The organism is Amycolatopsis sp., from assembly GCF_035546795.1.
GTDB lineage: Bacteria > Actinomycetota > Actinomycetes > Mycobacteriales > Pseudonocardiaceae > Amycolatopsis_E.
In genome coordinates this window covers 1-15,949 of sequence record NZ_DASZWC010000053.1, presented here as the reverse complement: position 1 = coordinate 15,949, position 15,949 = coordinate 1, and the positions used below count along the sequence as shown (strand labels likewise).

Here is a 15,949-nt window from a genome sequence, read left to right as displayed (position 1 = left end):
CGAGGAGCGGCAGCGAGAGGAGATCGTCGAAGCACTGCGGACGATCACCACCTACCAGGTTTCCCTTGCCGGCCAAGGCGAACTGCCGCCGATGTCGGTGAACTGGGCGCAGCAGCGGGCGTTCGGGATCGCCGCCGGGTGGTTCGGGGTGGATGTCGGCGATGCCGCCGAACGCCGCCGGTTCGCGGACCTGCTGGCGCGGGCGGGTATTCCGGGGACGCTCGATCCCTACGCCGGGGGCCTGCTGGCCCTGCGGGAAGTGGTCCGGATGGCCAGGCTGGACGAGGACTCCCGGCTCGCCAGGATGCGCCGCCGGATCGCGCTGCGCCGGTCCGGCTGGCTGGCGACCGAGTACCAGGCCGAACGGCAGCGGCTCGACGAGCTGATGCCCGCGCTGGCCGACCTGCGGCCGACGCACCGGGCTCCCGAAATGCCGACGGTCCAGGACCCGGTCGGCACGGTGTCCGAGGTGGTCACGCGAACCCTGCTGGAACACGGTTTGCGCGCCACGGCCGAGCGCACCGAAGACGGCAGGCTGATCCTCAACGTCACGAGGGTGCGTGGCGGCAGGCACGAGTTCAGCGTCGTGGTCGAGGACAGCAACCAGCTGTGGCAGGTGTACCAGGATCTCCGCGACGGCCGGGTCCGTGCGCGCGAGGCGAGCTTCGCCGTGCGCAACGACAACGAGTACACGGTGCCACTGCCGCTGACCCGCCTCGGCGAGATGGCGCCCGCGCTGCTGGCCGACCAGATCCTGTTGATCACCGAGGCGCGTTTGCACGCGGGTCTGCTGTCGCGGAGCCTGACCCGGCTGAGCCGCTCGCACGATCTGGCGATGTCCCCGGAGCACGCCACCCGCGTGGCGCGGATCGCCGGCGCCACCTTCGGCGAGAACTACGGCAGGCTCGACGCGGAGAGCCGCCGCCTGGTGCTGATGATCCAGGTGCCCAACCCGCACGAGCGGTCGCAGCCACAGGCAAGCCGGTCCGGCACCACCGTGCGGCTGGCCGTCACCACCCGGCCCGGGCTGGACGCGCCGCGGCTGCGGCTGAACACGGCCGGGGTCTCGACGCTCGAACTGCCGGGCAACCTCGCCGGGAACGACCAGCTGATCGCGGTCGTCCAGGGTTTCCGGGACCTGCTGGCGTTGCGGCACCTGGCGTTCGGCGATGTGGAGCTGCCGGACCGGGCCATCGCGGAGAACTTCGTCCGTGCTTTCGAACTCGCCGACGGGCTCGCCATCAGGGTGGACCCGGACTGGCTGGCGACCCATCCGCCGCGCCAAGCAGGACCGGAGGCGGAGCCTGCCGAGCCGCGTGCCGCCCGGCTCAGCGCCCACCAGGTCGAGCGGGCCATGAAGGTGGTCGCGAACCGGGTCCGCGAACTGGGTGTCTCGGTGTCGGCGCAGCAGAACAACGATGGCGACCTCCTGCTGAGCCTGACCGATCCGCAGGGGCAGACCTTCACCGTCCTGCTCCGTGACTCCGCCACCGCGTGGCAGTACTTCCGCGACGTACGGGAGCACCAGGAAAACCATTCGGGGCTGCCGGTGCTGCCCGTGGACGCGGCCGGACTGCGCAGCGCCGAGTACGAGATAACCACGCCCTGGTCGCTGCTCGACGACGCGGCCTTCGCCGTCGCCGGTGACCAGGTCCGGCTGATCACGTTGTCCCGGCTGCGGAACCGGTCGATGCGCGCCGAGACCGCACCGCTGGCCGGACCGCCGGTCGCCGAGTCGGTGCTGGGCTCGGCCGCCGAGGTGGCGCACCTGCTCTTCCCCCGGCTCACCGCGGAAGTGGAGGAGAGCCGGGGCGTGCCGGGCATCGCGTTCGACGACGGGCGCACCGACTTCCGCCTGCAGGTTCTTACGGTGCAGGACCTGCGCACCCCGCGCCTCGTGCTGACCACCGCCGAACACGACGTGCACCGGCTGGAACTGCCCGCCACGATGAGCGCCGCCGACTACCACCGCGAAATCCTGATCGCGCTCCGCAATGTGCTCGCGCACCGCGTGTGGGTAGACGGGCGGGGGCAGCTGCCGCCGGTACGGCCCGACTGGGCCAACGAGCCCGCGTTGATCGCGGCGGGCAGGCTGCTGGGGGTCACCGAACCGCAGCAGAACCTCGACGACGTGCGCGGCAGGCTGCGGGCCGCACACATTCAGCTGGCACCGCTTTCCGAAGACCTCCGGTTGCTTGCCGAGGCCGTGCGGCTGGTCGGCGACCGCTACGACATCCGGGATCTCGGTGCCCGCTTCGCCGAGCTACGTGCCGCCGCCGAGGCGGAACGGGCGTCGGAAGCCTGGCCGGCGACGGCGAATGTGCCCGCATCGGCTCCGGCGATCGCGAACAACTCGATGCTGGAGGCCATCCGGCACGCGGTGGAGACGTCGATCCAGGAATACGGCGCCACGGTCAGTGTCGAGCTCTCGCCGAGCAACCCCGACCAGATCCTGATCCGGGTGCGCCGGCTGGGCGGTACGGCGGTGATCCTGGTCCGCGACGGTGAGGTCGGGTCGCGCTGGCAGTCGCTGACCGGCACCGGGGCCGGCGCCGGACTCTGGCCGTTGTACCAGCAGCTCCGGGACGGAGTGCCGCTCGGGCCGGAGGCGTTCGTGCAGGAGCGCGGGGCCTACCGGGTGGTGAGCCCGGTGACCACCCTCGGCCCACTCGCGCCGCAGCTGATCGCCGACCAGGTCCGGCTGATCATGGCCGACCGGCAGGCCAACAACCCACGTGAGCTGCACCCGCTGCTGGCCGGCGAAGCGGCCAGCGCGCGGGCTGCCCAGCACGCGCTGGAGATCGCGCACGGGCTGTATCTCGACCTGCCGGACACCGGGCGGGTCACGCAGGTCGACGGCGAGCTGCGCATCCAGTTCCGGGACCGCGGCCGGGAACCGTTCGAGCTGACCGTCGCCACCCTTGTCGACCTCGAAAGCCCGCGCATGGTGCTGACCGGGAAGGAGGCGAACCGGTACCGGCTCGATCTGCCCGCCGGGATGAGCGAGGACGACCAGCGGCTCGCGATTCTCGCCGGACTGCGCAACGCGCTGATGTACCGCTACGTCGTGCACGGCTACGGCGAGCTGCCCCGTACGGAAGTGGAGTGGGCGCGCAACAAGACTCGTGCCGTGGCCGCCAGGATGTTCGGCTACGACCCGAACAACCAGGCGGACCGGGACGCGTTCACCCGGCTCCGCGAGCGCGAACGGATCCGGCTTCGCCCGTACACCACCGACCTCATCGCGTTGCGGCTGGCGAAGCACGACCACGAAACCACCGGGGTCAACCTCGGCGACGCGTTCCGGGCGCGGAAGGAAGAACTGCGGCCCGCCCGCTCCAGCGATCGCGCGAACAGTGACGAGGCATGGGACAACGCGGCGGCCGGTATCCGGAACCTGCTCGGCGACACGGTCCGCGACGTGCGTTCCATCGTGAGCGGGCGGCTCAACCAGCAGCGCACGATCCTGGTCACCGACCACGACGGCCGCACCTATTCGCTCTGGGTGAGCTGGCACGCGGATCTGGCCCAACCACGGGTGCGGTACTCGCTGCGCGAGTACTACGCCTACCGGGTCGAGCTGCCGGCGGAGCAGGTCGGCGCCCCGCGGCCGGACGATTTCCAGGGCGACAGCCGGGACATGTTGCTGGCGCTGTTCCAGGGGAGCCAGGACCCCCAGGACGCCGGGCGCGCGCTGCACCACGCCTTCGCCGACCCGGACACGGTGCGGCGCCTGCTCGACCGGCCCGTGGTGCTGCCGCTCAGCGAGATGTACGACCGGTTCGGGGACAACCTGCCGGCGGCGGTGCGGGTCGCCGCGGCGTTCGGGATGGACCGGCTGCGCGCGTTGTACGAGCAGTACGCCGGGGCGAGCTGGACGGATCCGGCGCTTACCGGGCACGAGCGGTTCGTACTGGACAACGACCTCGAAACGGCGTTGCGCAGCCAGCTGAACACCGCCGCGCCGGTGGCCGAACCGCGGTCGCTGGCCGACGCGGCCCGCTGGTTCGGTTTCGCCGGGGAACCGGACGCCTTCCGGGAGTTCCTGGTCCGGGAGGGCCTGCCCAGCGAACCGGGAACGGCGCAGCTGGTGCAGTTGCGTGATGTCGCGGTCGATCTGACCGTGCTGCACGACGTGCTCACCCCGGCCGCGCGCCGGCAGTTCCTTGACGAACACGAGGGCTGGCTCGGCGACGCGATCCGGGTGCGCCCCCCGGGCCTGCCGCCGCTGACCTTCGTGCCGGGTTCGCCCACGTTCGGCATGCTGGCGCGCCCGCAGCAGCTCGGCCGCCAGCAGCGGGAACGGCGCGACCGGATCGCGCAGCAGCTGTTGCGGGAATCCGGTGCCGCCAAACCGGTCCGGCCGGAAATGCTCGAGCGCGTCAAGGAGATCAACTACGCCTACGGGCTGAACTACACCTCGTGGTTCATCGCCCAGCTGCCCGGTGCCACGGTCACCGTCGGACACGCGGACCGGGAGTTCGAGGTGTCCGCGGCGGCATTGCCCGCCACGACGAACACGCCGGACGCGCCCGCCGGGATCACCGACGACGGCCGGAAGTACGGCTTCTCGAAGCTGTTCGCGAAGGGTGCGGTCAAGGCGTGGGGCCTGCACGCGCGGACCCGGCTGTGGCTGATCGACGAGGTCAACGGCCACCTGAAGCGCACGGCGCCGCGGCAGCGGGACCTGGCTCGTGCGATGGCGCGGCACAACAAGGCTTCGCGCCTGTACGACCAGCGGATCGCCGACGTCCGCTGGCTCGTGCGCGCCGGCGTCCGGTTCAAGCAGGCCGCGGCCGGTGGTCCGCCGATCGCCATGGACGACCCGGAGATCATCGCGGACATCGCGCGGGTCTACGAGCTGTCCGAGGACGTCGTCGCGTCGCTGGCGACGGATCCGGGCACCCCGGTCGACCCGCCGCCCGCCCTGCACGCGCGGATTCTCGAAGTCGACAACTGGACCGACACCCTGCTGCTGGTAGACCAGCACTTCAAGCGGTTGCGCCGCACCCTGGAACTGGCGGCCGACCGGCTGGAAAGCCAGGAGGCGGCCTGGATCCGGACCAGGGAGACCGCGCTGGCCGCGATCGACCGGGCGGGCGAAGAAGCCGCCGCAAGGGGCGTCGGTGCCAGGGCGCGCGACGCCGTGCTCGATGTCGCGCGTGCCGGGCTGCTGGAGGTGACCACCAGGCCGTTGCTCACCGAGGTGCCGCCGGCCGAGATGCCCGATCTGGCCCGGCCGGGACGGCCGAGACTGCTCGGCAGGCGGGGGATCCGGGGCAGGCTGGCCGCTGTCCGCGCGGCGGCCGAGCCTGAGCGCTACGCAGCGGAAGTCCGGTACTTCAACGCGCTCGACGAGTTGCGCAAGGCCAGGGCCGCCGTGCTGGGCGAGCGCATCCACGTGCCGATCCTGCTGCGGATCACCGGCGGTGACGTCGAGCGGACGGCCGATATCCTCGGGCTGCCGGTGCAATACGTCGCTTCACAGCGGATGACCAACGCGGTCGCCGACGAGCGGCCCGCGGTCGAGGTGTTGCGGGACCTGGCGGCCAGGGGCATCGCGAACCAGGCCCAGCTGCACGACGCGGTCGAGGAACTGCGCAGGGCCGAGGCCGATCGCCGGGAGAAGCACAAGCTGTACGTGGATTCGCTCCAGGCCGTGGTCGCCGAGGCGGGCCGGGCGGGCCTGGAGAATATCGACATCGCGAAGCGCACCGGACTGACCTTCGACGCGGTCAGCAGCATCACCCGTAATCCGGAGATGCTGCCGGACGCGCCGCGGTTGCCGGTCGTGGACGCCGCGCTCGATCTGAGCCTGGCCCTGTCCCGCGACCGGCCGTCCGCCGGGCTCGACGACGTGCCCGACCTGCTTCAGGTCTTCCGCGGCGTGCAGGGCGGTTCCGGCACGCTTTCCGAGGACCTGCAGGCACTCGGCGTCTCCCAGCGGGTGGCCGACCGGATCGGGCAGCCGCGCGTTCCCGCGTTCTTCCACGACGTGCATATGCACCCCGAGGGCTACGACGCCGGCCGCTACATCACCTACGAGAACCTGCTGCGCTGGGAACGCAGGCAGGGCATGCCCAACATCGTGGTCGCTTCGCCGATCCCGCAGCGCGGTGTCGGGCTCGTCGCCGGGTCGACCGGATCCTGGTACTACGGCCTGATCAACGTGCTGCGGATCGGTTTCGTCTTCCGCGTGCCGATGCTGAACATGCACGGCAAGCTTTCCGACGTCCGTTTCTTCGACGCGCGGGAACGCATGTCGGACGAGGAGAAGGCGCGCTGGTACCCGGGTATCTCGGGCTCACGGGTCGACATCCCCGGCGTCGGCGGGTACCTGATGTCGAAGCTGATCATGCACGGCGAGGCCGCGCGCTACCTCGCCGAGACCACCTTCGCCAAGGAGGCCGTCAAACCGCTGCTGCACCGGGAAGCCAGCGAGGTGCTCAACCCGGAATGGCTCCCGTTCGTCGGCAAGCTCACCTCGGCCGCGTTGCTGGTCAAGGAGGATCTCGCGACGCGGCGGCTGAAGCGGCACGTGTTCGAGGAGCTGGCCGAGAACCATCCGGACCTGCGGGACCTGTTCCCCGCCGACGGTGGCCTTTCCGAGCTGGAGCAGCTGGAGTTCTCCGACAAGCTCACCAAGGCGCTGCCCCAGATCCGGCAGCTGCTGGAAGCGGCGGGCCGCACCCGTGAGCTGGAAAGCCTGCCGGAGAGCCTGCCCGGCGTCTACAACCCGCATCTGCTGGAGTTGCTGAGGACGATCTCGCTGACCGGCCAGGTGCTGATCCTGCACAACGACATGGGGCAGGCGCTGCTGCGGCCCAACGGCCTGTTCAAGGCCGCCCCGCCGGACGAGCGCAACCTCGGCCCGATGGCCTACCTGTTGCAGCAGGAGGAGTTCAAGGACGCCAACGTCGTCTGGGCACATCTGGGCGTCGGCAGCTGGACCACGCTGACCGTCGAGCACTTCAAGCGCTTGCAGTGGCTGCTGGACACCACGAACGTCAAGCTCGACATCTCGTGGAACGTGCTGGAGCAGCACATCAACGCCGATCCGGAGGTGCGGGAGGCGTTCATCCAGTTCGCCATCCGCAACTACCGGCGCCTGCTGTTCGGCACCGACTCGGTCAACCCGCAGCCCAGCGGGCACTACCTGCGCCACCACAACGACATGGCCCCGTTGCTGCACGAGATCGCCGAGCGCGCGGGCCAGCACGTGGCCGACGCGATCCGGCACGGCAACTTCGCACGGTTGCACGAGGAAGCGGGCAGGCGCACCGCCGAGTTCGCCTTCAACGAGATCACCTCGGGCGCCTGGGACAACTTCATCGACTCGCTCTCGAAGCAGCGGCAGGACCGGATCTTCGACTGGGTCGACGAGAAGATCAGCGAAGGCTGGCAGCCCAAGCCGGGTTACAAACCGCAGGGCCCCGGCTTCGGCATCGAGGAGCGGCTCACCCCGGAACAGCGGGCCGATCCGGTGGTGTGGCAGCACAACCCGCAGATCATGGCGGGCAAACGCTGGTACGACGCGGCGGACGGCAAGGTCGCCGGCGGCAAGAACCCGGTGAAGCTGTTCCGGGCGGCGGCCACCGCGGCTTCCGGGGAGTTCCGGGAAGAGCTCGGCGTGCTGCGCAATGTCACCGTCGAGCGCTGGCGCGCCCGCGGCGGGCTGAAGGCCGCGGAGACCGTCGACGGGCTGCTGCACGGCGGGGCGACCATCGAGGCGCTGGTCGCCGGCGAGCGGATGCGCGCGGCGGTCGCGGCCGGTGAGGAGTCGCGGCTGCGGATCAACCGCGGTATCCGGGCCGCGGCGCGGAACGGGCAGCGGCCGTTCCGCCTCGCCAGCGAGCCGATGACCGCAGCCGAGCAAGAGTCCTTTGTGGACGATGTACTGTCCGGTGTGGACGATGCCGAGCGGGACCAGATCGCCGCCCGTTCCGCGCAGGACGGCAGGCCGACGATCGACCGGCTGAAGGGGAGTTTCAAGCGGAAGGCGCTGCTCGGCTGGGCCGCCGTCGGCGGGGTGGTCGGCGTTGGTGCGGGTGCCGCGCTGCTGGGCGGGTCGGCCGCGTTCGCCGCGATTCCCGCGGGGGCGCTGATCCTGCAGGGCGTCAGCGCCGCCTCGTTCGGCATCCGGTCACTGATCAACAACGCCAAGGTGGCGCATTCACAGGACAACCGGGTCAGTGCCGAGGCACTGGTCGAACGCGGCAGGCCGGACGCAAAGCTGGCCGAACGCCTGGCGAAGATGATCAACGACTTCATGCACTACGACATCAACCCCGGCAACGAGTTCGAGGAGATCCTCAACGAGGTGCGGGCGGAGGTACAGCCCGAAACCAGGCAGTTCCTGCTCGACTTCCAGGCGATCGTCGGCGTCCCGCTGGCCGAAGGCGAGACTCAGTTCGATCGCCAGCAGCTGGCGATCGAGGAGTTCTCGCGCTGGCGGGACAAGGTCAACCGCTCTGTCGGCGGCACCACCGATTCGATCGGCAAGCTCAACCCGCACGCAGGCAAGCTCGGCAAGTGGGGCTCGGCCGCGCTGTCGGCCAGCTGGATCGGGAACCTGGCGTGGCAGGTGTACTCCGCGATGAACGCCGGCGACATCGTGTCTTCGCATCCGTTGCTGTATGCGGTGTCCCAGGGCGCGTTCGCGGTGACTTCCGGCCTGTTCCTGTCCTCGACGCTGTCCAACACCATCGGCGGCTGGGCTGGCTACGACAACACCCTGCTGCCGCGCTGGCGCCGGCTGCAGAACCTGCTGGCCTTCCCGTCGATGACGGTCGCGTCCGGCTTGCTGACCACCTACGCGGCGATGACCGGTGACTGGACACAGGCCGTGGTCGGTGCCTCGCTGACCTCCGCCGGTGCCTTCATTTCCAAGCTGGGCGTACAGATCGAGCTCAAGATGGGGCGCGACAGTTCCCGTAAGGGGCCGGTCGCCAGCTACATCGCCAACAGCGCGCTCGCCTACTTCAGCATCACCGGGCTCGCGACGGTCACCGGTCAGAGTGGGGCCGTCCCGACCACGGTCGGCGCGGCGATCGCGTTGTCCGGGCCGGCGATCTGGGGGGTTCGCCGCGCCTGGCAGAGCGTGCACAAGCGACTCGCGATGCGCGCGCCCCAGGCTCCGTCGTATTCCGCGCAGCGCGAAGGGCTGACACCGGCCGCGGCCGCGTTCCTCCCGCGGCGCAGCTGGAAGCTCAGCCCGGGTGCCAAGGCGAAGACGGAGATGGCCGAGCTGCTCGCGGTCGAGGCGAGCCGGAAGGCTCCGGCCGAGAATCTCGTGTGGGCTGGGACGGGTGAAACCGCGGCACAGGAACTGTCGGAGGACGTCCGCCGTGCGATCACCGCTGCTGCCGCCGCCCGACAGCAGCGGCCGGCCGCGGCACCGGAGCTGCCGGTTGCGGGCGAGCCTCGTTCGCTGCGCAGCGAACTCGCCTTGCTGAACTCGATCATCCAGGCGCAGGCGGACCAGCTTCGTGTCGCGCGGGAACTCGAAGCGCTTGAGGGGCAGCAGGAGCAGAACGAGAGCGTGCGCACCGAGGCGCAGCGGATCGTCCGTGAGCGGCGCCCGGGCAGCGGACCACGCCGTGGCGGGCCGGGCGAAGGGCCCGGGCACTCGCGTCCTGGCGGGGATCCGTTGCAGCGGCAGGGTTTCAACCAGGGACCGCCGCATGTGTGGGGTTCGGCCGCCACCCTCGCCCCCGAGCTGGAACGCTCGGCGATGAGTCCGGTCGACTATGCGGAAATCCTTGGTGCACAACGAATCCTGACCGCGCCCTGGATTCCGGCCGAGCAGCTGCTCTCCCTTGCCGAGGGTGGTATCACGCATGCGCTGGTGCCGGCGGACCTGCCGATCGCCGACCTGATCGAACAGGCGGGCATCCACCTCGTGCCGACGGTGGCCGACGTTTCCGCGGTGCTCGACCAGCCGGACACCCGGTTGCTCGTGCTCACGGGCGAGCAGGTGGCCAACGCGGTGTCGGTGACGTACTCGGATCCCGGCTCGCCGCGCGAGGAGGTCTTCCACCAAGCGGCCGCCGACGCTCTGCTGCAGGGGTCCGAGTTCGCGCTCGCGCTCGCGCCGTATGCCGGTGACCCGGACCTGGCGTTCGATTCGGACTATGTGATCCACCTCGGCCACCGCCACCGCGCCCCCGGAGCGATGCTGCCCGCGCGGCCGGGGCCGGCGGCGGCGGAACCGACGGGTGCACCGATCGAGCGGTATCCGTTGCAGCCGTGGAAACGCGCGGGCGAAGTCACCGATCCCGGGGTGGCCCGTCTTGCCGCGCGGGAACCCTTCGGCCGGTACGCGCAATGGGACGACGACCGCGAAGAAGGGGTGTTGACGCTCGACGACGGCCGGGAAGCCCGGTTCGCGATCGAGGTCGACCCCGCGCTGTCCGCGCCGCAGCTGGTGGTCTACGCCGGGCGGCTGGTGCTCGCCGTGCCGCCGGTGGTCGAAGCCAGGACGGTCCGGAACCTGCAGATGGGCCTGACGGTCAAGGCAGCCGTGGACGCGGTGCGGGCGGATCCGGACCGGTTCCTGCGTGACGACGAAGACCCTGGCCCGGACGGCGGCAACGGTGCCGCGCCGCCGCAACCACCCGGCCCCGACGGTGGCGCGGTGCCGGGACCCGGCACGCCGGAGCAGACCAGTACGGCCGAAGAAAGCCGTGCCGCGGCAACGGAAACCGGCCGGTCGCAAGTCGCGGCCGGCCGTCCTGTGCGACCGGGACGGCCGAAGCCGCCGCCCGCCACCACGCCGACGCCGATCGCGCTCGCGAACGTTTCGCCGGTCGATCAGCGGCTGCCGTTCCTCGAGGAACTGGCGGCGTCGTTCAACGGCGACCCCGAAGATCCCGAAGGCGAACACGCCGATCCGCCCATCGGGCTGGCCGAGCTGAACAGCAAGCTGCTCGCCGTACTGCCGGAACTGCTCACCGAGACCGGGTACACGCTGATGCACGGCGGGGTCGTGCGCACCATCGGTTTCCGGATCGGCGATCCCTCGCGGCTGCACACGCCGACCCGGCTGGACCGGCGCGGCAGCATGCTGATGGGCCTGCCGACGATCGGCACCGGCGTGAGCTTCACCCGTGCCCGCGAAGGGGGCTGGAAGTTCGTCTTCGGGCTCGGCGCGCAGGGCAAATGGAGCACCGAGCGCGTGCGCACCATCGAGCAGGAACAGATGGCAAGGCTCGGTTCCGCGGACGAGCACCGCGGCGAGTTCCAGGCCTTCGACCTCGATGCCAAGCCCTGGGTGTTCGATGGCAAGGAATGGACCGAACTGTCCGGTTCGGACAGTGCCCCGCTGCGGGTCTGGCTCAACGCGGCCTACCAGCAGCCGGTTGGCGAGACCGCCGTCTATCCGGACGCGAAGCGCGACGAGGCCCAGTTGCTGCGCCGCGGCAGGCTCACCAGGCTGCAGGACACCGCCGATCTGGCCACGGTGATCATGGCGACCGTGCCCGCCGAACTGCGCGAGCAGGTCCTGATCCAGCTGGAGAACCAGGAGCGTGGCCGGGAAGCCTTGCGCGGCAAGGGTTTCCGCTTCGAGCTCAAGGACGAATGGGGCAGGGTCACGCACGTGGTGACCCTGCGGACGCGAATCGACTGGGATTCGGCCGAGCCGACGCACGCGGCTTCGAAGGAGCTTTTCCACGGCGGCGGTTCCATGGCGCACCGCGACAGCAGCAGGCATTTCGAGATCACCCGGCGGCTGCAGGGCGGTTCGCTGCTCGGGCTGAAGGCGCTGTTCACCCGGCGGCGGCTGGACAGCAAGGCCGTGACGGTCGGCGTGGACCAGGGCATCGGCAGTGTCGCGTTCCCGGAGGTCTTCGACACCCGGCCCAAGCACACCTACCAGGTGGAGACGGTCACCGACGTTTCGGTCCAGCCCGCCGGCAAGGCGGCGCTCGCCTCGACCGTGCCGGGCGAGGCGTATTTCGAACTGGCTTCGCAGGACGCCGCCGCGAACGGGCTGCCGGTCGGGGCGGACGAGCTGAGCTACCACGAGCACGGTGCCGTCGTCACCCGCACCGTGTACGAGCCCGTCGTCGACGAGAACGGAGTCGCCCAGAACGACGAGAGCGGCGTGCTGCGCACCGTCTCCAGGGAGGTGCCGGTGCTGGCCGACGGGCTGGAGCCCCCGGCCGGAACTCCTGGCCCGGTAAGGAAGAGCGGCACCAGCGCCGCCGACGAAGTGCTGCGCCTGACCGGGTTGCACGAGGTACGTGAGTTCATCCGTGGCGCGCTCGCGGACGGCGGCTTCGCGGAGTTGGAGAACGCCCTAGAGCACCTGTCCGATGAGAACACCATGCTGTGGGTTACCGAAGCCCTGCAGGACGGTCACCGGGTCGGGCAGCTCGGCGGCAACCGGTTCGGCTTTGCCGAAGAGGCCGAGATCGAGGTGCGCGCCGAATGGGACCCGGCGCAGTCCGTCCACATCGGACGGATGCCGCACGCGCACGTCGTGGTGATCAACGCCGGGATCGCGGAGTCGGCGACGTCGAGGTCGTTCACCCGCACCGACACCCGTGGCTGGAACTTCCTGAAGGCGTTGTTCGACCGTGACCGCACCCAGACCTACTCCACCGGCGACTCGCTGCTCTGGCAGCTCTACGCGGGCACCAGAGTGGAGTACCGCGGCCCGGCCGATCAGCTCCGGTTGCCGCTGCGCTGGACCGTGACCGTCCGCTTCGCGAACGGCAAGGCGGTCACCAGGACCATCGACGGCCAGTTCGCCGAGATCCAGGTGCCCGCCACGATTCCGGTGCACGGCCCGGTGGTGTCCACCCCGGACGGTTTATCGGCACAGCTGCTCACCGACGCGACGGCGGCGGTGCACGTCGACGCCCGTGGCCTGACCGACGCCGTGGCCGAAGACTGGCCCAAGGGCGAGCCGGCGCCCGACGTCAGCAACGCCACCCTGCGCGGGGAGATCACGCAGCTGCTCACCGACGGCGTCGTACTCCGGCATCCGGACAGCAAGACCGCGCGCACCACCCTCACCGCGGACGTCAAGTCGGTGCAGGTCACCGAGGTGACGCCGATGGTGATGACCGGCCCGTTCGCGCTGAACCAGGACGGGCAGGAGTCCGCGGTCCGCAAGAGCCGTGCGGGTACCACCACGCACACGGTCTCGGTCGGCCCGGCCGCCGGGGCCCGCGCGAAGGGCGGCGGGACGGTCCAACGGCAGTCGAGGCCGGGCGGCCCCGAGGATCTGGCGACGTCGGTGCCGATGCCCGCGCTGAACTTCAAGGCGGCGTTCGACGTGACGGTCGCCGGCCCGGAGTCGGTGCGGGCCGTCCCCGCGAGCTACGAGTGGCTGGTGCCCGCGCCGAAGGTGCTGGAGTACTACGCCGACGGCGACCCGGTCGTGCTCGCCGCGGTTCCGGTCGAGACGATCGGCTTCCTGCTGCGGTCGTGGGCCAACGGCGAGTTCGGGCTGGACGAGCAGATCGCCGCGAAAGCCGTGCTGCGGCACGGAGATCCGGAATTCGCCGCCCCCGCGCTGGCGCTGTACGCGGCCGCGGACGCGAACGCCGCCGATGGGCTCGCCGAGCTGCGCCGGGTGCTCGACGTCGTGAACCGCGAAGCCCTGCTGCGTGCGCGGTACGAGGCGCCCGACTACGCGCGCCGCCCTGGCGTGGAGCCGATCGGCAGCGGTCTGGGCGCGGGTTACATCTCCGGCTGGAAGCAGGATCGCGGCGAAGGCGTGACGCCGTACCGCCGGGCGCTGCGCGTGCTCGGCAGGCTCGTGCCCGACTACCGGGAAATCCCGGGCCTGGAAGAAAGCATGGGTGTGCAGTTCGCGCCGGGTGCCGCGCTGAGCAACACCCAGCGCGCCGCGATGGCCGAAGGCGGCTACGAGTTCTACGGCGGTGTTTTCCAGCAGGGCAACCGTTTGCTGCGGCTGTCGGGCCGGTACACGTTGGTTCCGGTCGAGGAAGCCGTGCCGGAGCTGTCCGAGCCGGGGATCGCCACGATGGTCGGCACCCGGGAATGGCCGACGTGGAGCCGGACGGTCACCAAGCACAAGGAGTACACCGGCACGCTGGAGGCGGTGGCCGAGGCCGGCGGGCTCGGTGGCGGCAGTATCAGCCAGACCACCACCGTGCTGTGGATGCGCGAACAGGGCACGCTGGACGTGGCCGGTTCGGTCCGTTTCCGCCAGCGCTACCGCGCCGAGTTCAGTTGGTCGTCGGAGCCGGTCGATCCCTTCGTGACGAGCCGGGTGCGCGGCAGGCTGTCCGGTCCGGTGGTCACCGGCGAGCAGAGCGAGTCCTCGACCGGAACCCTGCGGATCCGGTACCCGGCGCCGAAGGCCGCCAAGCGGCCGCTCGGCCCGGCGCAGGCACCGGAATACCGGCGGCTGCCCCGGTTCCCGGCTCCGAAGGCGGCCAAGCGGCCGCTCGGCCCGGCGCAGGCACCGGAATACCGGCGGCTGCCCCGGTTCCCGGCCTCGCTGAGCAGCACGGCGCTCGAAAAAGCGCTCGACAAGGTCCAGCCGGCGGCCAGTCGGGTCGTCACCGAACTGCTGGGCAGGCACCGGGGCGACGTGGACGCGACGGTGGACCATCTGTTCACCGCCGGGCAGGGGATGACGAAGTGGCTGGACCTGGCTGTCGGACAGTGGCTGGAGTTCGGGCGTATCGCCGACGACGCGGACGACCTGCTGACCCTGGAGGTGCGGCTGGAGGGCGAGCCGCGGTACGAGGTCGTCCGGCCCTATGGCGAGGGTGAGTACGGGCCATTCCAGTCCGACCGGTACGAGAAGACGCACACCACCGAACGCGAGACGTACCACGGCTGGAGCGGGGGCGTGGCCGTCGGCGAAGCCGGTGCCACCGTCAGCAGGCAGGACGGCAAGACGGCGGTATCGCGCGTCGGTGCCCGGCACAACCTCAGCGAGGACTACGTCAGCCCGCAGGTGGAAGTCCGGGTCCGGCTGGGCCTCTCGGTTCGCGCCACGCTGCGCGACGGAAAGGCCCTCGCGAGCACCGAATTGATCGATGTCGTGCTGGAAATGCACGAGCACGAGATTCCGCAGCTGGAGAAGCTGATCGCGGAGCGGCGTGCCTGGGAACTGGTCAACGACTCGACGGAACTGGCGGACAAGGTACGCGCCGAGCTCGCGAAGCGGCGCCAGCGCGCCGAAGCGGAACCGGTCGACCTCGACGCCGTGATGGCGGCCGTGGCGCAGCAGCCCGGCTTCGACCCGCAGGCGCCGCACCGGGCACTGGCCAGGGCCGTCCGCGCGCTGCGCCCGGAGCAGACCAGGCCTGGCGGGCTGCTGCACGTTACCTCCGACCCGATGCGCGCGCTCGCCGAGCACCACGTCCGGGTGGCCGAGCGGCTGCTGGCCTTCCTCGACGAGCGGGGTGTGGCGGCCGGTGACCTGAGGACGGCTGTGGAGGAGCTCGCCGAAGCCGCTCGCGCGGTGCTTGCCGCGCGGGCCGCAGCTGCCCGAGCCGAGGCGGAGTACCTTGCCGCGGACGAGGAAAGCGCCCTGGACGCCGGAGCCGATCTCCTTGCGGCGCTACGGCAGCTGGCCGCGGCGCGGGTCGACTGGGTGGCCGCGTTCGACGCTGCCCGGCCGTTGCTGGCCGACCTCGACGTGGACCTCTATCCCGGGGCGCTGTTCCTGGACCGGACGGAGCTGGCCCGCGGTCTGGCCGCGGAACTGTCCGGCGCCGAGGCCACCGCGGTCGAGGTGCAGCTGAGCGAAGTCGAGGACGACGGCTTCGTCAACCGCTACCGGATCCTCGGTGACGGCCAGGTGTGGCCGCTGGACGGGGCCCGGCGACGGGACGTGCTCTCCGACGCGCTGCTCGCACTCGCCGAGGACAAGCGGCTGAACCTCGACGAGCTGCGCGTGCGCGCGATCCGGACCGGGAAACCGTTGTCGCAACTGGTGATCCGGTCGCGCAACGAC

At 70.8% G+C, this 15,949-nt stretch carries 1 protein-coding gene (cut by a window edge); it reads left to right on the top strand.

The genetic code is table 11. From position 1 onward, the window contains the following. The coding region annotated (locus tag VHD82_RS28015; protein ID WP_325710455.1) for a hypothetical protein crosses the window boundary (this coding region is incomplete at both ends): on the top strand, nt 1-15,949 show 15,949 of its 59,125 nt. Its footprint begins 43,176 nt before the window's first position.